Source organism: Mobilicoccus pelagius NBRC 104925 (assembly GCF_000247995.1).
Lineage (GTDB): Bacteria > Actinomycetota > Actinomycetes > Actinomycetales > Dermatophilaceae > Mobilicoccus > Mobilicoccus pelagius.
The window spans coordinates 52,933-77,547 of record NZ_BAFE01000003.1; the positions used below are offsets into that span (position 1 = coordinate 52,933).

The following is a 24,615-nucleotide window of genomic DNA, read 5'->3' on the forward strand; positions in this document are numbered from 1 at the left end:
ACCCGGCCACGTCGGCATGTCACCCGCCGGGTTTGCCGTAGGACTCCTCCACCACCTGGACACGGTCCCAGGGGAAGTTCTCGAGCTGCTTGTAGTGCGGCACCCCGCCGAGGATCTCCTCCCACGGGTCGGTACCGGTCGCCTTCTGCTCCGGCAGGGACGACTCCGCCATGACCGCGACGGCACCGGCGGTGTCCACGACGACGAACCCGTACGTCTGTGCGGCACGGGCGACGGCCTTGCCGAGGGGGGTGAGGTCGAGGGACTCGACGTCGACGGCGGGATCGAGACGCAGCCGCGCCCCCTCGGGGATCGCATGCGGAGAGGGATCGGTGCCGTCGCTACGCTGCGCGGGGTACCAGACGCGGTCCCACCGCGCGGGGCGGAGCAGCGCCATCCCCATCGCGTGGTCGATGCGTCCCTCCCGGGCCTCCTTCAGCGTGATCATCGACCCCGTCGTGACGAGACCCGACGCGCTGACGCCGAACGGGTTCGGGAAGTAGCCGGGTGAGCTCGACACGTCGTCGATGCGACCGCCCCAGCAGGCCGACCATCCGCCGGACTTCGTCCGCTTCATCACCCAGAACTCCCAGAGTTGGTCGGTGCTCGGCGACCACAGCGTGATCGTCGAATCCGTCCCGACGGAGGTCTGCGCATCGGCGGGCACCGGCACGTCGACGAACTGCTTGCGACCGTCGAAGAGGTCGGTGGGCGTGTAACCCTTCTTCTGGCAGTCGTCGAACTCGACCCGAACTCGAGGGGTCGTCTCGTCGACGACGTACAGCACCGGGTTGTAGTGCGTCGTGTTGAGGCCGACGACGCCCCCGTAGTTGGGGTCGATCTGCCCACGCAGGTTGCGGTTCATCGCCGCGGAGTCCGGGTGGACGGGGGCGTTCCGCACGTCGACGGAGAACACGTCGTCGTCACCGAAACTGGGGTACACGCCACGCTGGCCCGCCGTGGGGGTGGGCGAGGCCGTGGGCGCCGGGCCGGGCTCCGGGGAATCGGGGACGAGGATGCTGATCCCGACCAGGGTGGCGACGAGGACGACGACGAGCGTGGCGAGGCCGACGGCGACGTGTCGGCGGGGCGGCGGGGTCACGAGCCGAGCGGCCGGGCGGGGATGCCGACGTACGTGCGCCCCGGCTCGGTGTCCTTCGTCACGACGGCGTTCGCGCCGACCTTGCCGCCGTCGCCGACGCGGATCGGGCCGAGGACCGCCGCCCCCGCACCGATCTCCACGTCGTCACCGATCGTCGGGCCGGGCCGTCCGTCGCGGACGCCGAGGGAGACGTGGTGGTAGATCGTCACACCGTCACCGATGCGACACGTCGAGTGGATCATGAGTCCACGGCCGGCGTGCGGGAGTCGGAGGGCCGGGCCGAACCACACCATCGTCGGGATCTCCGAACCCATGAGACCGCGGGTCCAGACGCTGTCGGCGACGCTCACGATCCTCCGCAGCACGAACGCGACCGGCCCCTTGCAGCGGTAGAGCACCTGGCCGGCGCGGAGGACGCGGATCGTCGTCCGCCACGGGAGGTAGGGGTTGCGGGGCAGGTCGGAGGCGACGAGCTCGCGGTAGTGGGCGCGACCCTCCGCGAGGGTCCATCCCTGTCTGCCGGGATCGTCCAGGCGGAGGCGGGTCGTCGGGTCGGAGTCGGTGCCGGTCGAGGGGCGAGGGGCGCGACGTCGGATCACCCGATCACTCTAGTGGCGACCCCCAGTAGGCTGAACCCGCCCAGGCCGCAAAGGAGTTCGCACATGAAGCAGTTCTGCGACGCCTCCGTCGTCGTGCCCGCGTACAACGAGGAACGCGTCATCGCGGCCTGCCTCGAGTCGCTCGCCCCCTACACGCAGGAGGGCTCCCACCCGCGCCTCGAGGTCGTCGTCGCCGCGAACGGCTGCCACGACCGCACCGTGGAGATCGCCCGCGAGTACGACGTCGAGGTGCTCGACATTCCCACCGGGTCGAAGTCGCTCGCCCTCAACGCGGGCGACGCGGCGGCGACGGCGCTCCCGCGCATCTACCTCGACGCCGACATCGTCCTCTCGAACGAGGCGATCCCGGCACTCGTGGAAGCCCTCTCCGGGCCCGAACCGCTCGTCGCCGCACCCCACGTGCAGTTCGATCTGCGAGGCGCCTCGTGGCCCGTGCGGGCGTACTACCGCGTGTTCCGCGAGATCCCCTACGTCACGGACGGCCTCGTCGGTCTCGGGGTCTACGCCGTCTCGGCCGCGGGCCGGGCGCGCTTCGACCGCTTTCCGGACGTCCACGCCGACGACCTCTTCATCCAGCGGCTCTTCGCCCCACACGAACGACTCACCACCGCAGGCACGTTCACCGTCACGACACCCCGCACCCTGCGGAGTCTCATCGACGTCCGCGTCCGGGTGGCTCGAGGGAACACCACCCTCGCAGACACCGACGCGGACCGCTTCGCAGCGACGACGGGATCGACCGGACGAGCCCTCCTCGACCTCCTCCGACGACGCCCCACCGAGCTCCCCTCGGTGCTCGTCTTCCTCGCCGTCACCCTCACCGCCCGTCGCCGCGCCGCACGACCCGCCCGGGAGGCCGCCGCCTGGGAACGCGACGAGTCGAGCCGTCTCACCCCCCGCCGGAAGGACCCGTCGTCATGACCGTCGCCTACCTCACCAGCCAATACCCCGCCCTCTCGCACACGTTCATCGAACGTGAGGTGCGAGCCGTCCGTGCGGCCGGCGTCGACGTCGCCACCTTCAGCGTCCGCCCCTGCCCGCCGGGAGAGCTCCGCTCCGAGGCCATGCGGGAGGACGCCGCCGCGACCCCCGCCCTGCACGGCACTCCCCCGGCCGAGATCGCCGGGGCCCACGCCCGACTGGTCCGACGCGCCCCGGGCGCCTTCGCCTCGACCCTGCGCCGCGCGCTCTCCTCCGGTCCGCGCACGGCGAAGGGCCGCACGTGGCAGCTCTTCTACCTCGGCGAGGCGGTCCTCCTGCACGACCGTCTCCGCGAACGCGGCATCACCCACGTCCACGCCCACTTCGCCAACGTCTCCACCGACGTGGCCCGCCTCGTCACCCACCTCGGACGCGCCGAGGACGGCCCCGATGCAGGGTGGCGGTGGTCGTTCACGATGCACGGACCCACGGAGTTCGAGGCCGTGGAGGCGCACGACCTGCCCGCCAAGGTGCGGGACGCCGACGGCGTCGCCTGCATCTCGGACTTCTGCCGCAGTCAACTCATGCGGTTCGTCGAGCCCGAGCACTGGGGCAAGCTCGACGTCGTCCGCATGAGCGTCGACGCCGGCCGCTACCGCCCGAGTGAGTCCCCCTCGACCGCGACGGGCACGGCGACGGACCCGGTGCGCTTGCTCTACGTGGGCCGTCTCGTCCCCGAGAAGGGAGCGCCCATCCTGCTGGAGGCGTTGCGCCTCCTCCGCGAGCGGGGCGTCCACACCCGCACCCGCATCGTCGGTGCCGGCGGCCTCGACGATCTGCTCTCCCGCACGATCCAGGCATCGGGACTGTCGGACGAGGTCGATCTCGTCGGTCCCGTCGGCCAGGACGACCTGCCCGCGCTCTACCGCGACAGCGACGTCTTCGTCCTCCCCAGCTTCTCCGAGGGTCTTCCCGTCGTCCTCATGGAGGCGATGGCGACCGGCCTCCCCGTCGTGACGACCCAGATCGCCGCCGTCACCGAGATGGTCCACGACGGCGAGCACGGCCGGGTCGTCCCCGCGGGCCGTGCCGACCTCCTCGCCGACGCGCTCGCCGGGCTCGCCCCGGACCCCGAGCGACGTCGACGCATGGGGGCCGCAGGCCGCGAGGTCATCACCCGAGGGTTCGTCCCCGAGGTCACGGGCCCCGCGATGGCGGACGTCCTTCGGCGGGTCCCTGCCCGGCCCTGACCCCCGCACCGGCCACGTTCTCGCCGAGGGCGGCCGAGACGCCGGAGGGTGCCGTCCCCGTCACCGATCCGCGTCGGGGCTACCGTGATCGACGGGCAGGACCTCCACCCTCTCCCAGGGGAACTTCGCGAGAGCGTCGTAGGAGGGGCCACCGAGCAGCACGTCCCACGGGTTGAGGCCCGTCCGACGTTCGTCCTGACGCCCCGCCTCCGTGGCGATCGCCGGGTGGCCGGCGAGATCGGAGACGATGAACCCGTACGTCTGCGCGGCCCGCGCGACCATCTCCCCGAACGGGGTGAGACCCAGGGCGGTCACATCGATCGACGGGTCGAGACGCATCCGTTGCCCCTCGCGCAGGAGGTCGGGCCCGTCGCTCCTCCCGTCGGTGCGGTTCGCCGGGTACGAGAAGAGCTCCCGCTGGGCCTCGGTGACCGTGAGGTAGAGCGCATGATCGATCTCTCCTCGTGCCGCCTCCTGGATACTCACGACCCCACCCGCCATGGCGAGGCCCGACGCGGACACCCCGTACGGCGGGGGGAACGCACCGTGGGACGTCGAGACGCCGTCGACCCGGCCACCCCAGCACGCCTTCCACTCGCCGTCGGCGGAGCGACGCGTCACCCAGAACTCCCACAACCGGTCGCTCGTCGGGTCGTAGATCCCGAGCTGCGCGTCGGTCCCGGTCGCCGGCACGGCATCGTCCGGGATCGGCACGTCGACGAAGTAGGCAGGGCCGTCGTACAGGCCGGACGGCGTGTACCCCTTCCCCTGACAGTCGTAGAACCTGACCCTCCGACGCGGTGTCTGCGGAGTTGCCCGGTAGAAGGCCGAGTTGTACTCGTACGCGTTCACCCCCGCGTTCCAACCCTTGCCCGCGTCGATCGCGGTGAGCAGGCGCGCGACCGCCGCTGCGGAGTTGCCGGCCACGGGCGCGGACCTGACGTCACGCCGGAACTCGCTCGAGTCCGCGTGTGGGATGAGAGAGGCGAGGGGGAGACCGGTGGCGGCGGCCGGGTCCGTGGAGACGACCTCGATGCCGGCCACGAGCGCCTGATCGACCTCGTTGACGAACTGGATCGTGAGCATCCCGTCCTCGACCCGGGTCTCGAAGACGACGTCGTGGGCGGTGCGTGGCCCGGCTGCGGCGACCGGATCGACGTCGTCGGCGACGGTGACGCCCTCGGCGCGCAGGTCGACGACGCGCTGCCCGGGTCGCGTCCAGTACCCCTCGGCGAAGAGCAGCCGCACCCGATAGTCCGCCGCTGCCGGGACGGGCACGAGCATTCCCTTCGGGCCGACGACGCTGCGCTGGTACAACGCGTCGTCCTCGGTACCTGCGACGTCCTTGCCGACGAGGTTCGTGTTGTACTTCGACGACCCCAGGGCGGGCCCACGTCGACGCCACACGTGCCCGGCCGAGTCGACGAGGTCCGTCGGGGAAGCGGTCATCCTCATCGCGAACGTCTCCTGCACGACCTCCGGGTCACGCGGGATCTCTTCCGTGGCCGGCGCCTCCGGTGGCGGGGTACTTCCCGTCGGGGGTGACGGTTCCACGGAGGGTGGGCGGGTTCCCGAGGGATCGTGGTCCTCGGTGGGGGCGGGCGGCGTCGCATCGGGAGCCGACACGTCCGTCGTCGGGGCCGGTGAGGAACTCGTCGGCGCCGAACTCGGCGGGGGCGTGGCCTCCGGTTCCGTGACGGCAGGCACCTCGGGCGGGGGAACCTCGTCGACCTCGATGGCGCCGACGACCGGCAGATCCGCCCTCGCGACGAAGTCGATATCGAGCCGCCCGTCGTCCACCGCGACGACGAACGTCACCTCGTGGGCCGCACCCTTCCCCACCGAGTGGAAGATGTCGACCCCCGCCGCGGCGAGCACCCCCTCCGCGTGGACGTCGAACACCCGCCTTCCGGGCCCGCTCCACCAGCCCTCGGCCATGTGGAGACGGACGCGATACGAGCCGTCGTGCGGGACGGGGAGCGCGTAGCCGGTGACGCCGACGGCGCTGTACTGGTAGAGGGCGTCACGGGTGGTCCCGATGATGTCCTTCCCCTCGAGTGCGGTGCTCGACCGGACGGTGCCCAGCGTCGTGGAGCGCGCCGCCCACGTGACACCCGCGGGATCGGTGTACGGCTGCCACCTCGCCGTCATCCTCGACGAGAACGGGGCGTCGACCGCCGCGGCGGTCTGTGTGGCAGCGAGAGCAGTGGGCACGGCCGGCGACGCGGTGAGAGTCGTGAGCGCCACGACGGCGAGGAGCCGACGCCGGGTGCGCCGGATCGAGGACACGACGGGGTACGGGGATGACGGCATGGCAGGGTTCGTTTCTCGTCACGGTCCGCGGGTCTGTGGCAGCAGACGCCGGGACGGCAGGGACATGGACGGGGGTGAGGAGTCGGCGAGGTCGCCACGCGACAGAGACGTCGGGAGGGACGCGGGCCGCGCTCGTGTCCGTCGGGCGCATATGTGAACGCGGTGACGACGGTGCGGTGCATTGGACCGCCGCACCGGGTGGCAGTCCGAGGCGCGGCGAGTGGGTCAGCGGGTGGGCTTGCCGTAGTCCTTGGGCAGGACCTGGATGTGCTCCCACGGAAAGCCCTGCATTGCCTGGTAGTCGGGACCGGCGAGCAGCCCGTTCCACGGATCGACACCCGTGCGGGCCTTCTCGGCATTGCCCGACTCGGTGGCGACGGCGACGGCGCCGGCCTTGTCGGCCACGACGAAGCCGTACTTCTGGGCGGCTTCGGCGACCATCCGTGCGACGGGCGTCATGGGGATCGTCGACAGATCCAGGGTGGGGTCGAGCCGGAGACGTTGACCCTCCATGATCGCGTCGGGGTCGTTCGACAGACCGTCGGACCGGTTCGCCGGCCAGGAGTACCTGTCCCACTTCGCGACGTCGATGAGCGCGAGGTACATCGCGTGGTCGACGCGGCCACGACGGAACTCGTCGATCGAGATCACGCCGGGGGTCATCGCGAGACCCGACGCCGACGCACCATAGGGGCGGGGGAAGACTCCCTGGCTCCTCGAGACGTCGTCGATCCGCCCACCCCAACAGGCGCGCCAGGACCCGTCGGGCCGTTTCTCGGTCACCCAGAAGTCCCACAGCTTGTCCGCGGTGCGGTCGTAGACGGTCAGTTGTTTGTCGCTGCCGGTGGCGGGCACGGCGTTCGGCGGGATCGGCACGTCGACGAAGTGCTTCGGACCGTCGAACAGACCTGCCGGCGTGTACCCCTTGCGCTGGCAGTCGTAGAAGTTCACGCGCACCTTGCGCTGTGTCGCAGGCACCTCGTAGAAGGAGTTGTTGAAGCGGCGCGCGTTGAACGCGGCCACCCCACCCCAGTTGTCCCTGACCTGCTTCGTGAGACCCGCCGCGGCTCGTGCCGAGTTGGGTGCGAGGGGTGCGGTACGGATGTCGGTGAAGAACGCGCTGTTCCTCGCCAGCGGAACCTTGGGTGAGGGAGCAGCGGTGACGGCGACCGGGGTCGTCGAGACGACCTCCACCCCGGAGAGGATCGGCAGGTCCTTCTTGGCGACGAACCCGAGGTCGAGGCGGCCGTCCCGCACCGGAACGGTGAAGGTGACGTCGCGGGCCGCGTTCTTGCCGACGGCCTTGACGACATCCACGTCACGGGCCACTCGGCGTCCCTCCGCGGTGACGTCGAAGACCCGCTCCCCCGATCGCGTGAACCAGTTCTCCGAGAAGAGCAGGCGTACCCGGTACGTGGCGGCGGCGGGCACCTCGAGGCGGTACCAGGAGATTCCCGGCGCAGTACGGCGATACAGGGCATCGTCACGCGTACGGGCGACGTCGACCCCGGGCGGGATGACACCCGTCCGCCACGACCCGACCCCCGTCGTCCGGTGTCGCCACACGTGCCCCTTCGAGTCCGTGACGTCCGCGGCGCCCATGACCACCCGGGAGGAGAAGACCCGGCGGGCCGGGGCCTTCTTCACTGCACGACGCGGTCTCGCCGAGGTCGGGGGCTGGGGCGACACGGATCTGGCTGCGGGCCGCCGTATCGTGGGGGTCGCTTCGGCTGAGGTCGTGGCGGGCGGAACGAGGACGGGCAGGGTGAGCAGGCCGCACGCGAGTGCGGCACGACGTCGAGGCATGTGGCAGGGAGCCTTCCGTGGCATGGCAGGTGGTACGAAGCCGCCGACTGAAGGGCGACGTCTCCCCATCGGCATGCCCCCGGGGGCCCTGAGACACCTCCACACATAGGAAGGAAACGGACGATTCGCGCGGACCGACCGGCCCCTCGCCGCTGGGCCGACCGGCCGTGCGCCCCTGACGAACTCACCGCCGCACCGCGACCTCGAATGTCTGACCCGTGAGACATCTCTCGGGCGTGCGCCGCCACCGCGCGGCCTCTGCCACCGGGAGGCCCCCGGAGCCCCTCCGCGCGGTGCGCCCGGCCGGGCCGGTCGCGACACCCACCCCGCACCCGTGGCGCACCGCAGCCGCCGCCGTCGGCGCCACCCACCCTCCCCTGCGCCAGTTCCGTTGCGTGACAACGCTCCCCACACGGCCCGGTGTGGAGGCATCGGCTCGATGTCCTTACCCTTGACACATGACGTCCCGCGAGCCCGCGCAGTCAGGTCATCGCGCCCCGGCCCTCGACCGCCTCGGCGCCACCGCCGTGTCCCTCCTGTTGTCACCCGTGTCCGCGGCGCGTGCCGCAGTGGCCCTGGCCCACGAAGGACGCGTCTTCGACCGTCACGAACGACTCGGCGCGGACGGCACCCCCATCGTCATCCGGTCCTTCGCCGGCAACACCAAGGGGCGGCGTCTGCCCTACCTCTGGTCCGTCGCCCGGGGCGATCTCCGGTTCGTCGGCCCCCACCCCCTCGAACCGGAGGACCCCACCCCGCTGGACCGTACCCTTCCGGGACTCATGTCTCCTCAGCGCCTTCGTGCCCGCACGGGCATCGACTACGAACCCGCCGACGACGAGGACGCCCCCCTCCCGATCAAGGACCAGCTCCTTCTCGCGGCGCGCTACCTCGTCGCCGAGACGCTGGCGGGCGGGTTCGGCCGATACGACGAGACGCTTCACGTCCTCGGCGTCGCGATCGACAACACGACCATGGCCGAGACCCTCGACTGGATCACGGTCACCGCGCACCGGCGCCCCATGTCCATCCTCGCCTTCGTCAACTCCGACTGCCTCAACCAGGCGGTCGAGGATCCCGAGTACCTCGGCACGTTGCGTCGGAGCAACCGTGTCGTCCCCGACGGCATCGGCGTCAAACTCGCCGCCCGCTTCCAAGGCCACGACATCAAGGAGAACCTCAACGGCACGGACCTGCTGCCGCGCCTCTGCGAACGCGCGGTCGCCGAAGGCCTGTCGCTGTACCTGTTCGGCGCTCGACCGGGTGTCGCAGCGGCCGCTGCCGACGCTCTCGTCACCGCCCACCCAGGCCTGCGCATCGCGGGGACCCAACACGGTTATGTGATGCCCGAGGAGGACACCTCGGTCGTCGAGAAGATCAACGCCTCGGGTGCGGACATCCTCCTGGTCGCCCTCGGTGCCCCTCGCCAGGAGGAGTGGCTCGACCGCCACCGCGACGACCTCGACGTCGGCGTGGCGATGGGTGTGGGTGGCCTGTTCGACTTCTACTCGGGCCGGATCCCCCGCGCGCCCGTCTGGGTGCGCGAGATGGGTTTCGAGTGGGTGTGGCGCCTCGCCCAGGAGCCCGGCCGTCTGTGGCGCCGGTACCTCGTCGGCAACCCCCTCTTCCTCCGGCGCGCAGCCTCGGAGGCTCGTCGTATGCACGACGCCCCCACCACCGTGCAGCGTCCCCCTCTGCTCAACTACGGCCGATACGCACCGGCACCCCGCCGCAGGCAGGCAGAGCCCCGCACCGCCTGACGGTGTCCCCTCGCTCCCACCCACCGTCTCTCACGGCCGTGCGCGCCGACATCCCCGCCCCGGCGACCGCGACCGACGTGATGACACGGCTGCGGCCCGGGTCCCCGTCGGGGATCCGGGCCGCAGCCGTGTCGGAGATCAGGACCTCAACAGGTCACTTCTCCAGCTCGGCGGCCTGGCGCTCGACGTCGTCGAGGCCACCGCACATGAAGAACGCCTGCTCGGGGAGGTGGTCGTACTCGCCGTCGCAGATCTTGGTGAAGGCCTCGATGGTGTCCGCGAGCGGAACCGTGGAGCCCTCGATGCCGGTGAACTGCTTGGCGACGTACGTGTTCTGCGACAGGAACCGCTGGAGGCGGCGAGCCCGGTTGACGAGGATCTTGTCCTCTTCGGAGAGCTCGTCGATACCGAGGATCGCGATGATGTCCTGGAGTTCCTTGTTGCGCTGGAGGATCCCCTTGACGCGCACCGCGGTCTCGTAGTGGTCCTTGGAGATGTACCGCGGGTCGAGGATGCGGCTCGTCGAGGTGAGCGGATCCACGGCCGGGTAGATACCGAGCGACGCGATCTCACGGGAGAGCTCGGTCGTCGCGTCGAGGTGGGCGAACGTCGTCGCCGGCGCCGGGTCGGTGTAGTCGTCGGCGGGGACGTAGATGGCCTGCATCGACGTGATCGAGTGACCACGCGTCGAGGTGATGCGCTCCTGCAGCACACCCATCTCGTCGGCCAGGGTCGGCTGGTAACCCACGGCGGACGGCATGCGGCCGAGCAGCGTGGAGACCTCCGAACCGGCCTGCGTGAACCGGAAGATGTTGTCGATGAACAGGAGGACGTCCTGCTTCTGCACGTCACGGAAGTACTCCGCCATCGTCAGCGCCGACAGCGCGACGCGGAGACGCGTGCCCGGCGGCTCGTCCATCTGACCGAAGACGAGAGCGGTCTGGCCGAGGACGCCGGCCTCCTCCATCTCGACGATGAGGTCGTTGCCCTCGCGGGTGCGCTCACCGACACCGGCGAACACCGACACGCCACCGTGGTTGCGGGCGACACGCGCGATCATCTCCTGGATGAGCACGGTCTTGCCGACACCGGCACCACCGAAGAGGCCGATCTTTCCACCCAGGACGTACGGGGTGAGCAGGTCGATGACCTTGATGCCCGTCTCGAACATCTGGGTCTTGGACTCGAGCTGGTCGAACGCGGGCGCGGGGCGGTGAATGCCCCAACGCTCGGTGATCTCCAGCGTCTCGTCGGTACCGACGAGGTCGAGGCAGTCACCCGTCGCGTTGAACACGTGCCCGAGGGTCACGTCGCCGACCGGGACGGAGATCGGGCCGCCCGTGTCACGGACCTCCTGACCGCGGACCAGGCCGTCGGTCGGCTGCAGCGAGATGGCGCGCACGAGGTTGTTGCCGATGTGCTGGGCGACCTCGAGGTTGATGCGCTTGGTCTCCCCGCCGAGGGTCACCTCGGTGTGGAGGAGGTTGTACTGCTCGGGCATCGAGTCCGCGGGGAACTCGACGTCGACGACAGGGCCGATGATGCGACTCAGGCGGCCGACGCCACCCTCGGTCTGCCCGGAGGTCGTGGGCTCGACATACGTAGTAGACATACCGTGCGTACTCCCTGCTCTCTCTTACTTGGAGTCCGCGAGGGCATTGGCGCCGCCCACGATCTCGCTGATCTCTTGGGTGATCTCGGCCTGGCGCGCCTCGTTGGCCAGCCGGGTGTAGGTCTTGATGAGGTCGTCGGCGTTGTCCGTCGCCGACTTCATCGCGCGCTGACGTGCCGCAAGTTCGGAGGCGGCGGCCTGCAGCAGGCAGTTGTAGATGCGGTGCGTGACGTACTGCGGGAGCACCGTGTCGAGGAGTTCCTTGCCGTTGGGCTCGAACTCGTACAGCGGGTGCATGCTGTCCGGGCGGTGCCGGAGCGACTCCTCGTCGGTCGCGTCGTCCGCGTCGACGATCTCCAGCGGAAGGAGACGCAGCGTGCGCGGCTCCTGCACGACCATGGAGCGGAAACGCGTGGAGACGATGTGGACCTCGTCCACCGAGTCGGCTTCTTCACCGAGGTACGCCTCGAGGACGGCGTCGCTGATCGACTTCGCCATCTCGTACGGCGGCGCGTCCGTCGAGTCCTCCCAGGACTCGGCGAACTCGCGGTTACGGAAGCTGTAGTACCGCATGGCCTTGCGACCGACGAGGAAGGGGACGACCTCCTTGCCCTCGCTGCGCAGGCGCTCGATCACCCGCTCGCTCTCCTTGAGCACCGAGGAGGCGTAGGCGCCGGCGAGCCCACGGTTGCTGGCCATGATGACGACCGCGACCCGCTTGGGGTCCTCGGCGGCCGTGATGAGGGGGTGCTCCAGCTCACCGTAGGACGCCACGGCCGAGAGCGCCCGGGTGAGGGCGGTCGAGTAGGGAGTGGTGTCGTCCACCCGCTGCCTCGCCTTGACGACGCGGGAGGCCGCCATGAGCTCCATCGCCCGAGTGATCTTCTTGATCGAGCTGACGGAGCGGATGCGCTGCCGGTACACCCGGATCTGCGCTCCCATATCTTTCCGCCCTTCTGTGGTTCGTGTGTGCGCGCGATGCTGTCGGTCTAGCTGCCGCCGCCCCGACCGGGCCCGAGATCACGGGCCCGGTCGGTGGGTCGGCGGGATGACCCGTCAGTGACGGACGATCTGGGCCTGATCCATGTCCTCGTCGGATGCCGGCTCGACGGGCTCGTCGGGACCGTCGACGAGGCTGTCGTCCGCTCCCGGTCGGAAGTCGCGGGCGAAGGCCGAGATGGCCTCCTCCATCGCGTTCTTGGTGCCGTCGTCGAGCTTCTTCGTCTCGCGGATCGAGTCGAGGATGCCGGGGTGGTTGCGGCGCACGTCGTCGAGGAACTCGGCCTCGAAGCGGCGCACGTCGGACGCCTCGACGTCGTCGAGCTTGCCGGTGGTACCGGCCCACACGGCGACGACCTGCTCCTCCACGGGCATGGGCGACGCCTGCGGCTGCTTGAGCAGCTCGACGAGACGGGCACCGCGGGCGAGCTGCGCGCGGGACGCGGCGTCGAGGTCGGAGGCGAACATGGCGAACGCCTCCATGGCGCGGAACTGGGCCAGGTCGAGCTTCAGGCGCCCGGAGACCTCCTTCATCGCCTTGATCTGGGCGGCGCCACCGACACGGGAGACGGAGACACCCACGTCGATCGCGGGACGCACGTTGCTGTTGAAGAGGTCGGCCTGGAGGTAGATCTGACCGTCGGTGATGGAGATGACGTTCGTCGGGATGTAGGCCGACACGTCACCGGCCTTCGTCTCGATGATCGGCAGACCCGTCATCGAGCCCGCACCCATGTCGTCCGACAGCTTGGCGCAACGCTCGAGGAGACGGCTGTGCAGGTAGAAGACGTCACCCGGGTAGGCCTCGCGGCCCGGCGGACGACGCAGCAGCAGCGACACGGCGCGGTAGGCCTCGGCCTGCTTGGACAGGTCGTCGAAGACGATGAGGACGTGCTTGCCGGCGTACATCCAGTGCTGGCCGATGGCCGAACCGGTGTACGGCGCGAGGTACTTGAAGCCGGCGGCGTCGGAGGCCGGGGCTGCGACGATCGTCGTGTACTCCATCGCGCCGGCCTCTTCGAGCGTGCCGCGGACGGACGCGATCGTCGAACCCTTCTGGCCGATGGCGACGTAGATGCATCGCACCTGCTTCTCGGGGTCACCGGACTCCCAGTTGGCCTTCTGGTTGAGGATCGTGTCGACGGCGACGGTGGTCTTGCCCGTCTGACGGTCGCCGATGATGAGCTGGCGCTGGCCACGCCCGATCGGGATCATCGAGTCGACGGCCTTGATGCCCGTCTGCAGCGGCTCGTGGACCGACTTGCGCTGCATGACGTTGGGGGCCTGGAGCTCGAGTTCACGAACCCCTTCGCTCTCGATCTCGCCCATGCCGTCGATCGGCTGGCCGAGGGGGTTGACGACGCGGCCGAGGTAGCCGTCGCCCACGGGGACGGACAGGACCTCTCCCGTGCGCTTGACCTGCTGGCCCTCTTCGATGCCGGCGAAGTCACCGAGGACGATGACACCGATGTCGTGGACGTCGAGGTTGAGCGCGAGGCCGAGGGTGCCGTCCTCGAACTGCAGCAGTTCGTTCGCCATCGCCGAGGGAAGACCCTCGACGTGCGCGATGCCGTCACCGGCGTCGACGACCCGGCCCACCTCCTCGCGGGTGGCCGAATCGGGCTCGTAGGACTGCACGAAGGAATCCAGTGCTGCCCGGATCTCCTCCGGACGGATCGTAAGCTCCGCCATCGTTTCGTCTCTCTCCTGTCAGCTCCTCCGGCGGGGAGGCCGGGTGAGAAGCGTGTGCTGCTGGTTCATGATCGGCGGCGTCGGGCCGCCTGGCGGACGGGTCAGGCCGCGCCCATGGCGCGTCGTACGTCCTCGAGTCGTCGGGCCACGGTGCCGTCGATGAGTTCGCCACCGACCTTGACCCGCAGCCCACCGAGGACGCTCGGGTCGACGGCCACGGTGACGAACATCTTGTGGCCGTACACCCGGGCGAGACCGGCGGCGAGCCGCTCCTGCTGTTCCCAGGAGAGCGGCACCGCGCTCGTCACGACGGCGGTCATCTGGTCACGGCGTCGTGAGACGACGTCGAACTGCTCCTCCATCACGGCCGCGAACTTGCGCCCACGGGGGTGCAGCAGCGGTCGTTGTGCGAGCCACACGGTGTCGGGCAGTGCCCGACCCGCCAGGAGATCGATGACGAGTTGCGCCCGGTGGCGACCGTCGACGTCGGAGCGGCTCAGCGAGCGGTCCAACTCCTTGTCGGCGGCGACGAGACGCTCGAAGCGGAACAGCTCGTCCTCGACCCGGTCGACGACGTCGTCCTGCTCGGCCGCGGCGAACACGGCTTCGAAGCCGAGGCGTTCGAGTGCGTCGACGAGGTCGCGTTCGGTGGCCCACCGGCCCCCCACGACGGTCTCGAGGACCGCCATCGTGGACTCGGCGATACGGCCCCCGAAGAGGCGCCGGACCAGCTCCCGCTTGGGCTCGGCCTCTCGCGAGGGGTCACCCACGGCACGGCGGACCTGTGAGTTGCCGTCGATGGCCTCGCCCACGGCGAACAGCTCGCCGGCAAGCGTGCGGGCGTCGATTCCGGGGAGCGCCTCGTTGAGGGCGCGCACGGACTCGGTCCACGAACCACGCGAGAGGCCGTCCATCAGCGCTCGACCTCCTGGGCACCCGTGAGGGACCCGGGCGCGTCGTCGCCGACGGACTCACGCCGGACGTCGCCGGCCTCGAGGTCGGCGAGGAAGCGCTCGACGATCCCGCTCTGGCGGGTCTCGTCGTGGAGGGACTCCCCGACGATGCGGCTCGCGAGATCGGTCGACAGGCGACCGATGTCGGCGCGCAGGCTCGTCATGGCCTGCTGACGCTCGGCCTCGATCTGCTTGTGCGCGGACTCGGTGATCCGAGCCGCCTCGGCCTGGGCCTCACTGCGCATCTCCGCGATGATGCCGGCGCCCTGCTCGCGCGCCTCCTCGCGAATGTGCGCGGCCTCGGTACGGGCGTCTGCGAGCTGGGCCTCGTAACGCCGCTTGGCGTCCTCGGCCTCGGCCAGCGCACGCTCGGCCCGACCCATGTCGCCCTCGATCGCCTCGGTGCGCTCGGCGTAGGCGCGCTCCATGCGGGGCACGACGACCTTGAGCACGAAGACGAAGAACGCGGCGAAGATCAGGAGGCCGAAGACGAGTTCTCCGGTGTGCGGCAGGATCGGGAGCGCGGTGCCGTCGGCACCGCCGCCCCCGCCCTCACCGCCGCCCGCAGCGGGGGCGAGACCCACGACTGCGTGCATCAGATTGAGCTGCACGTGATTCTCCTAATACCGGTCGGTCGATGGCCCCGGCGCGGGTGCACCGGTGTCGTCGGCCGAGATGAACCGACGGGCGTCAGCGTGCGAGGAAGAACAGGACGAAGCCGAGGATCGCAAGGGCTTCGGCGACAGCGAAGCCGAGGATGGCGAGCGGCTGCAGGATGTTACGGGCCTCGGGCTGGCGGGCGACGCTGTTGATGAGCGAGCTGAAGATCCAGCCGATCGCGAGGGCCGGGCCGAGGGTGGCGATGCCGTAACCGATGAGTTCCATGGGGTCCTCTCTCAGGGTGTGTCCGCAGGGGGGTTCCCCCGTGGAGCGTTCTTGGTGGTGCGGTTGTCGGACGGTGAAGTGTGTGGGCTCAGTGCTCGTCGGCGATGGCGCTGTGGATGTACGAGGCGGTGAGCAGGGTGAAGACGTACGCCTGGAGGCTTTGGATCAGGACCTCGAACAGGGTGAAGATGATGGCCATGGCGAACGACCCGACGCCGGCGATGGCGTTGAACGCGGTACCGCTGAAGAGGAGGAACTCGCCACCGAGGATGAACAGCACGAGCAGCATGTGCCCGGCGAACATGTTGCCGAAGAGACGCAGCGTGAGCGTGAGTGGCTGGGTGATGAACTTGGTGATGAACTCCAGCACGAAGATCGCAGGGACGATCCAGGCGGGGAGGCCGCTCGGGACGAGGCTCTTGAAGTAGCCACCGAAGCCGTGCTTGCGGACACCGACGAAGTGGTACGTCAGGTAGACGACGAGCGTGAGGGCGATGGGGAAGCCGATTCGCGCCGTGGTCGGGTTCTGGAAGGGCGGGATGACACCGGCCAGGTTGTTCACCCAGATGAACATGAAGAGCGCGAAGAGCAGCGGCACGAACTGCCGGAAGTCGCGGGCGCCGATCATGTCGCGACCCACGCCGTTGCGGACGAAGTCGTAGACGTACTCGAGCATGAACTGGCTCTTGGTGGGGACCGCCGAGGCGCGCCGCGTGGCGAACCAGAGGAAGAGGGACACCAGGGCCGTGACGCAGAGGGAGACGAGCATCGGGCGGGTGAACGCCCACTCCCCGCTCGTGCCGAACAGCGGGTGCCAGAAGTCGGCCGGGGCCGGCGGGATGAAGCCCTCACCGTTGCCGGAAGCGGCGGCCCAGGCGGGCAGCAACGCGGCGACCTGCACGTGACTCACGTGGTCTCCTCATTCGTCGTACGGGGTGCGGATGTCGCGATGGGGGTCTGGACCGTGGCGTGAGGCGCGGCGCTCTGGCTCCCGGGAACGTCCTTGGTGGAGGTGTCGGACCCACCGTACCGAAGCCAGATCACATATAGCGCCAAAGCGAGGCCGATCAGTACGCCGAGCGCGACGAGAAAGGTGGTGTGGAACAGGCGGTCGAGCCCGTGGCCGATGAGGCCGAAGGTGCCCGGGCCCGCCAGGAGGTACGCGGTGACCGCGGTTCCGGCGTCGTCCTGGACGGTGTGCCGGACCGCGTCGTGGGTGGGATCGTGCGCGGGGTCGTGCGTCATCGCACGACCTCTTCGTCCGTCGGTATGGCGACGGTGGGGTACAGCAGCTGGCGGGTGTGCATGAGCACCCCGACGAGGGACGCCTGCCAGAGGAGAGCCGCAGCGAGCGCGCCGTACCCGAAGGCGACGGCGTCGAGCGCGGGGAGGGACGACGGCGCCTTCTGCGACTGCGTCCACAGGGCGAGGAGCGCGAGGACCTGGAATCCGAGGACGCTCAGCACTCCGGGCAGGACGAGTGCCTCGTGGGCCTCGAGGACGAGACGTAGGCCGAGGAGCCCGGCGCAGAGGAAGAGGGCAGTGAGGCCGACGCCGGCGAGGGCGCTCGTGGCGATCGCCGGGCCACCGGCGAGGAGTCCCACCCCGTAGGCGAGGGGCGCGAGCCCCAGCATCGAGGCGGATCCCAGGACGAACAGTCGTCCCCAGACGCGACGGTTGCCCGAAGGAGCCACGCCGCGCGGGGCTGAACTCGTCGTCGAGACCTTCACGAAGGGGAAAACCTCACTCTGGGCAGCACGCCGGGGCGCACTCCCTACTGCGGCAAAGCAGTCGGAGGACGCTGGTGGCGCTGGGTGGCAGGAGTGCCGATGTCGGCGTTTGGAAACTATCACACGCGGCGACGGCGCACCCATTCCGGCAGGCGTGCCGTGAGGGCGATCGCGGCGACGACGCCGACGGCGATGACGAGGAGCGGGAGCGGGCCGCTGACGAACGCGAAGGAGGTCGCGCCGAACGCGATGATCGCCGCCCACAGGTAGAGGAGGAGCACCGCGCCCCGATGGGAGTGTCCGAGGTGGAGCATGCGGTGCTGGAGGTGCTGGGCGTCCGGATGCCAGGGGCGCTGGCCCCGGCGGGTGCGACGCACGACGGCGAGGGTCATGTCGAGCAGCGGGATCGACATGATCGCGAGCGGCAGGGCGATGGGCAGCGCGATCGCCACCGTCGCGTTGCGGCTCACCTCGACGGTGGGGTCGACGTTGCCCATCATCGAGATCGTCGCGGCCGACAGGAGCAGGCCGAGGAGGAGCGCACCTGCGTCCCCCATGAAGAGGCGCGCGGGATGGAAGTTGTGCGGGAGGAACCCGAGGCAGCAGCCGAGGAGCGCCGCGGTGACGAACGTCGCCGTCGAGAAGACGTTCGGCGGGTTGTACTGGAACGACAGCTGGTAGGCGTAGAGGAAGAACGCGAGCGACGCGATCGCGACGATGCCCGCGGCGAGGCCGTCGAGCCCGTCGATGAAGTTCACGGCGTTGATCGTCACGATGACGATCGCGACCGTCAGCGCCATGAGGACGGGCGCGGGCAGCACGGTGACACCGAACAGCGGCAACGAGAGGAGCTGCACGCCCATCCCCGCCATCGCGCCGGCCGCGATGATCTGCCCCGCGAGCTTCGTGAGCCAGTCGAGCTCCCGTACGTCGTCGATCGCGCCGACGAGGGTGATGAGGACGGCGCCGAGGCAGATGCCGAGGATCTCGGGGTTGGCGAAGATCTGCGAGAGGTGCTCGAGACGGGTGGCGACGAGCACGGAGGCGAGGAAGCCGAACAGCATCCCCACTCCCCCGAGCCGCGGGACGGGCACGGTGTGGACGTCCCGGGCACGCACCGCCGTCATGGCCCCGATGCGCACGGCCACGACGCGCACGAGCGGGGTGAGGCCGAACGTGACGGCCGCGGCCACGACGAAGACGAGCAGGTACTCGCGCATCCCCCCGGCTCAGTCCTTGCCGGTCGGGCGGGTCGCGTCGGGGTTGACGGTCGTCTCGACACGCTCGGCAGGGACATCCGGGGTGCCCGCGGCACCCATGGCGTCCTCGGGCAGATCGGCGTCGTTCACGTCGGCCCACTCGCCCTCGGGCTCCCTGTCGGACGCCGCGAGGAACTCGCGGATCTCCTCCTCGGGGATCGCGCCGTGGCGGAGGACGACGGGTACGTCGCCGGTGCAGTCGACGATCGTCGACGCCTCCCCGTCGCTGCTGCGGCCGCCGTCGAGGTAGACGGTGACGCTCGGGCCGAGCTGCGTCGCGGCCTCGACGACGGTGCGGGCCGGCGGTTCGCCGTGGCGGTTGGCGCTCGTGACGGCCATCGGGCCCGTCTCGGCGAGGAGCTGGAGGGCGAGGGGGTTGTCGGGCATCCGTACGGCGACGGTGCCGTTGGTCTCGCCGAGATCCCACATGAGGGAGGCCTGCGCGCGGAGCACGAGCGTGAGCGCCCCGGGCCAGTAGTGGTCGACGAGACGCCGCGCATAGTCGGGCACGGCGGTGGCGAGACCGTCGACGGTGCGGGGGCTGGGCACGAGGACCGGCGGCGGCATCTCCCGCCCGCGGCCCTTGGCCTCGAGGAGCGAGGCGACCGCGGCGGCGTCGAAGGCGTCGGCGCCGATGCCGTACACGGTGTCGGTGGGGAGGACGACGAGACGGCCGGCGCGGACGGCGTCGGCGGCCGCGCGCAGACCCTCCTCGCGCCCCGCGTCGTCGTGACAGTCGATGACGGGGCTCATGATGCGCAGTCTAGGAGGCCCGACCGGATGCGTCGGTGCGGCGTGCGCGCACGGCGCGTGGCCGGTCGGTGAGGTCGGTGTGGGCGGTGACGTCCGTCCAGGCCTCGCCGGCGCGGAGATGGGCGACGAGCGCGTCGGACTGCACGTCGGCGTGTTCCATGACGAGGACCCCGCCGGGGCGGAGGAGGGGCGCCGCGGCGTGGGCGACGGCCCGAGGGATCTCGAGGCCGTCGTCTCCCCCGCCGTACAGCGCCCGGGGCGGGTCGTGGCGGGCGACCTCGGCGTCGACGGGGATCGCACCCGGGGGGATGTAGGGCGGGTTGCTCACGACGACGTCGACGGTGCCGCGCAGCGGAGCGACGGTGGGGAGGTCGCCGGTGACGTCGTCGTCGTGGAGGGTGACTGGCAGGCCCGTCCCCGCGATGTTGCGTCGCGCCCAGGGCAGGGCCTCCGACGACGTCTCGACGGCGTGGACCCGCGAGCCGGGGACCTCGTCGGCGATCGCGAGCGCGAGCGCGCCCGAGCCCGTGCAGAGGTCGACGACGACGGGACGGTCGATTCCGGCGCAGGCGGCGATGGCGAGGTCGGCGACGGTCTCCGTCTCGGGGCGCGGCACGAACACGCCCGGCCCGACGGCGAGGTCGAGTCTGCGGAAGGGCGCGGTGCCGGTGAGGTGCTGGAGCGGTTCGCGCGCGCAGCGGCGGTCGAGGAGCGCGGCGAAACGAGGCGCGAGGTCCGCCGGGAACCGCCGCCCGAGGACCGCGCGACGCTGGAGCTCGCCCGTGTCGATCTCGAGGACGAACGCGAGAAGGGAGTGGGCGTCCGCGTGCGGCGAGGCCACCCCGGCCTCGACGAGACGCGAACGGGTGTGCCGGAGGACCTCGGCGAGGGGCGCACCCACCTCCTGCGGCGCGGCCTCGGCGCCGGCCCCCGACCCGGGAGTGCTCACGACGACCCGTCGACGAGCGCGGCCATGCGGGCCGCCTCGTCGGCGTCCACGGCGGAGGAGACGACCGGGTCGAGGTCGCCGTCGAGCACCCCGTCGAGGTTGTAGGCCTTGAACCCCGTGCGGTGGTCGGCGATGCGGTTCTCGGGGAAGTTGTACGTGCGGATGCGCTCGCTGCGGTCGAGCGTGCGCACCTGGCTGCGACGGGCGGCGCTCGCCTCGGCCTCGGCCGCGTCGCGTTGCGCCTGGAGGAGCCGGGCCCGCAGCACGCGCAGCGCCGACTCCTTGTTCTGGAGCTGGCTCTTCTCGTTCTGGCACGACACGACGATGCCGGTGGGCAGGTGCGTGATGCGGACGGCCGAGTCGGTCGTGTTGACGCTCTGCCCGCCCGGGCCGGAGCTGCGGTAGACGTCGATGCGGAGGTCGTTCGGGCCGATCTCCACCTCGCCCTCGTCCTCGACCTCGGGGAGCACGAGGACACCCGCCGCGGACGTGTGGATCCGCCCCTGGCTCTCGGTGACGGGTACGCGCTGGACGCGGTGGACGCCCCCTTCGTACTTGAGTCGCGCCCACGGGGCCTCCCCCGGCCCCGGCGTACCCTTCGCCTTGACGGCGACCTTGACGTCCTTGTACCCGCCGAGGTCGGACTCCGTCGCGTCCATCACCTGCGCCGACCAGCCACGACGCTCGGCGTAACGGAGGTACATGCGCACGAGGTCACCGGCGAAGAGGGCCGACTCCTCGCCGCCCTCCCCCGCCTTGACCTCGAGGATGACGTCGCGGTCGTCGTCGGGGTCACGCGGCAGGAGCAGCACGCGCAGTCGTTCGGCGGCCTCCGCCCGCGCCGCCTCGAGACCGGGGACCTCCTCGGCGAACGACGCGTCGTCCGCACCCAGCTCACGTGCCGCCCCGAGATCGTCGTCGACGGCGAGGAGGGCGTGATAGGCGGCGACGACCGGCGCGAGCGCCGCGTACCGTTTGTTGATCCGCCGCACCCGCACCGGATCGGCGAGCACCTCGGGATCGGAAAGCGCCGCCTCGCAGTCCTCGTGCTCGGCGATCACCGGGCGCGCCGACGACAGCAGCGCCTCGTCGGCCTCGGACGACGCGGACATCACTCACCCACCTCCGGCCGGCACCCACGGCACGACCCTCGACGAACCCCCGGAACGACGGAACGCCGACCTCCCCGAAGGGAGGTCGGCGTTCGTGGACCGACTTACTTGCCGGCCTTCTTGCCGTAGCGCTTCTCGAAGCGGGCGACGCGACCACCGGTGTCGAGGATCTTCTGCTTGCCCGTGTAGAACGGGTGGCACTGGCTGCAGACGTCGGCGTTGATGCGGCCGCTCGTGGCGGTGCTGCGCGTGACGAACGTGTTGCCACAGGTGCACGTCACGGTCGTCTCGACGTAGTCGGGGTGGATGTTCTTCTGCACGGTGATCTCCTGTCGCGTGTGGGTCTTCCGGGTCGCAGGGGCCACCCGCGGATCGGGTGGTCTCCGGGCCGCCCCACAGAGCGGTCGTGCGTGAACCGGGAGCCAGCGGTCAATCATGCCACGACGGAGGGTGCGGGCCCAATCCCAGGGGGGGGGACCGGATGCGGCCGGAGCCGCATGCCGGGGCCACCGGAGTGGGTCACCGCAGCTTCGTCGTAGGGGAGAACGTGCGCGCCCGTCCCCCTATTCCGTCGAGGCCGGCTCGTACCCCTTGCGGCCTCATCCCTGGCCGCCCGCGGTGACGGGGACCGCTCGACCTTCCCGCCGGGCTCCACTGCGACCGCGGCGAACGACGACCACGACCTCCCCCTGCAGGCGAACGCCCAGGTCGGAGACGCCCCCGTGCGGGGAAGCGCGCTCGTCGATCCTCGATCGCGACGGTCGCGGGCCCCAGGACACGCGTGAGGCCCCTCCGCATCGGGAGGGGCCTCACGACGTCGGCGTGCCCGTGACGAGACGCCCGGACTCACGACCGATCAGTCGTCGTCGAGCTTGATGTTCGACGTCTGGTGCACCTGCATGAGGAACTCCGCATTGCTCTTCGTCTTCTTGAGACGGTCGATGAGCAGCTCGATGCCCTGCTGCTGGTCGAGCGCGGCGAGCACCCGGCGGAGCTTCCACATGATCTTGAGCTCGTCGGGGGCGAGGAGGATCTCCTCGCGCCGCGTACCCGAGGCGTTGACGTCGACCGCCGGGAAGATCCGACGGTTGGCGAGCTGACGGTCGAGCTTGAGCTCCATGTTTCCGGTGCCCTTGAACTCCTCGAAGATGACCTCGTCCATCTTCGAGCCCGTCTCGACGAGCGCGGTCGCGAGGATCGTGAGCGATCCGCCGTGCTCGATGTTGCGGGCCGCGCCGAAGAACCGCTTCGGCGGGTAGAGGGCACTCGAGTCGACACCACCGGACATGATGCGACCGCTCGCCGGGGCGGCGAGGTTGTAGGCGCGGCCGAGCTTGGTGATCGAGTCGAGGAGGACGACGACGTCGTGCCCCATCTCGACGAGACGCTTGGCGCGCTCGATCGCGAGCTCGGCGACCGTCGTGTGGTCGGACGCCGGACGGTCGAACGTCGAGGAGATGACCTCGCCCTTGACCGCCCGCTGCATGTCGGTGACCTCCTCGGGCCGCTCGTCGACGAGGACGACCATGAGGTGGCATTCGGGGTTGTTCGCGCTGATCGCGTTGGCGACGGCCTGCATCACCATCGTCTTGCCGGCCTTCGCCGGGGCGACGATGAGACCACGCTGACCCTTGCCGATCGGGGCGACGAGGTCGATGATCCGCGTCGTGTAGATGTTCGGCTCGGTCTCGAGGCGCAGCCGCTGCTGCGGGTAGAGCGGGGTGAGCTTGCCGAACTCGACGCGCTTCTTCGCCTCCTCCGGCGTCATGCCGTTGACGGTGTCGAGGCGCACGAGCGCGTTGAACTTCTGACGCGCCGGCAGCTGCTCGCCGTCACGCAGCGCCCGGACCGCACCGGTGACGGCGTCACCCTTGCGAAGCCCGTTCTTCTTCACCATGTTCATCGGCACGTAGACGTCGTTCGCACCCGGCAGGTACCCGCTCGTACGGACGAACGCGGCGTTGTCGCTCAGCTCGAGGACACCGGCGACGGGCACGAGCACGTCGTCGGAACCGACGTGCTGCTCGACGTCCTGCACATCGTCGTAGCCGCCGCCCTGGCCCCGGTTGCCCCGACGCTTGCGGTCGCGGCTGCGCTGACGGTTGCGACGGCGACGCCCGCCGCTCTCCTCGTCGCCACGGTCGTGCCGGTCACCACGGTTGCTTCGGTCACCACGGTCGTCGTGGTCCCCACGGTCGTTGCGGTCGTTCCGGTCGCCACGGTCGTTGCGAGCGCCACGGTCGTTGCGAGCGCCACGGTCGTTCCGGTCGTTGCGGTCGCCACGGTCGTTCCGGTCGCCACCGTCATTCCGGCCGCCACGGTCGTTGCGGTCGTTCCGGTCGCCACCGTCATTCCGGCCGCCACGGTCGTTGCGGTCGTTCCGGTCGCCACCGTCATTCCGGCCGCCACGGTCGTCGCGGTCGCCACGGTCGTCCCGGTGGGAGTCGCGCTCGTCGCGACGCTCGGAACGGTCGCGTCCCTCGGACGTGCCGGAGGCGGAGTCGTGAGGCCGGTCGGCGCTCTCGCCGCGGTTCTGCGGTGTCTGCTCCTGCTGCTCGTTACGCGCCTCGGGCGTGGTCACGCCGGTCGTGGCGCGGCGGCTGCGGCGGGCGGGGCGTTCGCTCTGCGTCGTCTCGGAGGCGCTCGGCGCGTCCGTCGTCGCCGGCGAGTGGGAGCGGGAGGCCGCCCCGCCCTGGCGTTCACGGATCGCGGTGATGAGGTCACCCTTGCGCATCTTCGCGGTGCCGGGAATGCCGAGACCGGCCGCGACTTCCTGGAGTTCGGCGAGACGCATCGCAGTGAGGCCACGGCGCTTCGCCGGTTCGGGGGCGCCTGTGAGCTCGGTGGTGTCGGTCACGTGGGTCCTTCCCCCCGAGGCCCGTAGGGCGTTCGAGGTAGG

The 24,615-nt window shown here is 70.4% G+C and carries 22 protein-coding genes; 3 read left to right on the top strand and 19 right to left on the bottom strand.

All coding sequences use genetic code 11. The features are described from left to right. Nucleotides 1–19: 19 nt before the first annotated feature. Together MOPEL_RS00700 and MOPEL_RS15525 are read right to left on the bottom strand one after the other, a co-directional pair. Nucleotides 20–1,102, bottom strand: coding sequence for a hypothetical protein (locus MOPEL_RS00700; RefSeq protein ID WP_009480919.1), 1,083 nt, complete (start codon nt 1,100–1,102; stop codon nt 20–22). Next, nucleotides 1,099–1,701, bottom strand: a complete 603-nt coding sequence (locus tag MOPEL_RS15525; protein ID WP_009480920.1) for a serine O-acetyltransferase — start codon at nt 1,699–1,701, stop codon at nt 1,099–1,101. The genes MOPEL_RS00700 and MOPEL_RS15525 overlap by 4 nt, the downstream gene beginning before the upstream one ends. A gap of 63 nt (nt 1,702–1,764) precedes the next feature. Between MOPEL_RS15525 and MOPEL_RS00710 the strand changes: the two genes are divergently transcribed. Both MOPEL_RS00710 and MOPEL_RS00715 read left to right on the top strand, forming a co-directional pair. Then, a complete protein-coding gene (locus MOPEL_RS00710) occupies nt 1,765–2,643 on the top strand; it encodes a glycosyltransferase family 2 protein (protein WP_009480921.1) in 879 nt (292 codons plus the stop codon). Next, nucleotides 2,640–3,893 carry a glycosyltransferase gene (locus tag MOPEL_RS00715; RefSeq protein ID WP_009480922.1) on the top strand — a complete coding sequence of 418 codons (1,254 nt, stop codon included), beginning with the start codon at nt 2,640–2,642 and terminating at the stop codon, nt 3,891–3,893. The genes MOPEL_RS00710 and MOPEL_RS00715 overlap by 4 nt, the downstream gene beginning before the upstream one ends. Before the next feature lie 60 nt (nt 3,894–3,953). Here MOPEL_RS00715 and MOPEL_RS15530 read toward each other — a convergent pair whose 3' ends face one another. Further along, on the bottom strand, nt 3,954–6,206 hold the full coding sequence (locus MOPEL_RS15530; protein WP_051992154.1) for a malectin domain-containing carbohydrate-binding protein: 2,253 nt from the start codon (nt 6,204–6,206) through the stop codon (nt 3,954–3,956). Nucleotides 6,207–6,431: 225 nt separating this feature from the next. Continuing rightward, nucleotides 6,432–7,853: a malectin domain-containing carbohydrate-binding protein gene (locus MOPEL_RS15535; protein WP_051992155.1), complete on the bottom strand. Its 1,422-nt coding sequence runs from the start codon at nt 7,851–7,853 to the stop codon at nt 6,432–6,434. Between the two features lie 617 nt (nt 7,854–8,470). On the opposite strand from MOPEL_RS15535, the gene MOPEL_RS00730 reads away from it, so the two are divergent. Further along, nucleotides 8,471–9,772, top strand: coding sequence for a WecB/TagA/CpsF family glycosyltransferase (locus MOPEL_RS00730; protein ID WP_009480925.1), 1,302 nt, complete (start codon nt 8,471–8,473; stop codon nt 9,770–9,772). Between the two features lie 154 nt (nt 9,773–9,926). On the opposite strand, the gene atpD is transcribed toward MOPEL_RS00730, so the two are convergent. From atpD to rho, 15 genes are all read right to left on the bottom strand, one after another. Further along, nucleotides 9,927–11,384, bottom strand: coding sequence for a F0F1 ATP synthase subunit beta (gene atpD, locus MOPEL_RS00735; RefSeq protein WP_009480926.1), 1,458 nt, complete (start codon nt 11,382–11,384; stop codon nt 9,927–9,929). A 24-nt stretch (nt 11,385–11,408) separates the two neighbouring features. Next, nucleotides 11,409–12,326 (bottom strand): F0F1 ATP synthase subunit gamma, encoded by a 918-nt coding sequence (locus MOPEL_RS00740; RefSeq protein WP_009480927.1) that lies wholly within the window; start codon nt 12,324–12,326, stop codon nt 11,409–11,411. Between the two features lie 114 nt (nt 12,327–12,440). After that, nucleotides 12,441–14,075: a F0F1 ATP synthase subunit alpha gene (gene atpA, locus MOPEL_RS00745; RefSeq protein ID WP_009480928.1), complete on the bottom strand. Its 1,635-nt coding sequence runs from the start codon at nt 14,073–14,075 to the stop codon at nt 12,441–12,443. Nucleotides 14,076–14,176: 101 nt separating this feature from the next. Beyond that, a complete protein-coding gene (locus MOPEL_RS00750; RefSeq protein ID WP_009480929.1) occupies nt 14,177–14,989 on the bottom strand; it encodes a F0F1 ATP synthase subunit delta in 813 nt (270 codons plus the stop codon). Next, nucleotides 14,989–15,639 (bottom strand): F0F1 ATP synthase subunit B, encoded by a 651-nt coding sequence (locus MOPEL_RS00755; RefSeq protein ID WP_009480930.1) that lies wholly within the window; start codon nt 15,637–15,639, stop codon nt 14,989–14,991. Before MOPEL_RS00755 ends, MOPEL_RS00750 begins: the two co-directional genes overlap by 1 nt. Nucleotides 15,640–15,718: 79 nt before the next feature. Next, nucleotides 15,719–15,913, bottom strand: coding sequence for an ATP synthase F0 subunit C (locus tag MOPEL_RS00760; RefSeq protein WP_009480931.1), 195 nt, complete (start codon nt 15,911–15,913; stop codon nt 15,719–15,721). An 88-nt stretch (nt 15,914–16,001) separates the two neighbouring features. After that, the gene (atpB, locus tag MOPEL_RS00765; RefSeq protein ID WP_009480932.1) at nt 16,002–16,823 is read right to left on the bottom strand and encodes a F0F1 ATP synthase subunit A; all 822 of its coding nucleotides are present in this window, start codon (nt 16,821–16,823) and stop codon (nt 16,002–16,004) included. After that, complete coding sequence (locus MOPEL_RS00770; protein ID WP_009480933.1) at nt 16,820–17,158, bottom strand: AtpZ/AtpI family protein; 339 nt, start codon at nt 17,156–17,158, stop codon at nt 16,820–16,822. Before MOPEL_RS00770 ends, atpB begins: the two co-directional genes overlap by 4 nt. Then, nucleotides 17,155–17,643, bottom strand: coding sequence for a hypothetical protein (locus MOPEL_RS00775; RefSeq protein ID WP_141631094.1), 489 nt, complete (start codon nt 17,641–17,643; stop codon nt 17,155–17,157). The genes MOPEL_RS00770 and MOPEL_RS00775 overlap by 4 nt, the downstream gene beginning before the upstream one ends. Before the next feature lie 119 nt (nt 17,644–17,762). Next, nucleotides 17,763–18,863 (bottom strand): glycosyltransferase family 4 protein, encoded by a 1,101-nt coding sequence (locus tag MOPEL_RS00780; protein ID WP_009480935.1) that lies wholly within the window; start codon nt 18,861–18,863, stop codon nt 17,763–17,765. A 9-nt stretch (nt 18,864–18,872) separates the two neighbouring features. Further along, the gene (locus MOPEL_RS00785) at nt 18,873–19,655 is read right to left on the bottom strand and encodes an L-threonylcarbamoyladenylate synthase (protein ID WP_009480936.1); all 783 of its coding nucleotides are present in this window, start codon (nt 19,653–19,655) and stop codon (nt 18,873–18,875) included. Between the two features lie 10 nt (nt 19,656–19,665). Beyond that, complete coding sequence (prmC, locus tag MOPEL_RS00790) at nt 19,666–20,604, bottom strand: peptide chain release factor N(5)-glutamine methyltransferase (protein ID WP_009480937.1); 939 nt, start codon at nt 20,602–20,604, stop codon at nt 19,666–19,668. Beyond that, nucleotides 20,601–21,716, bottom strand: coding sequence for a peptide chain release factor 1 (prfA, locus tag MOPEL_RS00795; protein ID WP_083841680.1), 1,116 nt, complete (start codon nt 21,714–21,716; stop codon nt 20,601–20,603). The genes prmC and prfA overlap by 4 nt, the downstream gene beginning before the upstream one ends. 104 nt (nt 21,717–21,820) lie before the next feature. Next, nucleotides 21,821–22,036, bottom strand: coding sequence for a 50S ribosomal protein L31 (gene rpmE / locus MOPEL_RS00800; protein ID WP_009480939.1), 216 nt, complete (start codon nt 22,034–22,036; stop codon nt 21,821–21,823). A gap of 536 nt (nt 22,037–22,572) precedes the next feature. Further along, entirely contained in the window at nt 22,573–24,573 is a 2,001-nt protein-coding gene (gene rho / locus MOPEL_RS00805) for a transcription termination factor Rho (protein WP_009480940.1), read from the bottom strand. Nucleotides 24,574–24,615: the final 42 nt, after the last annotated feature.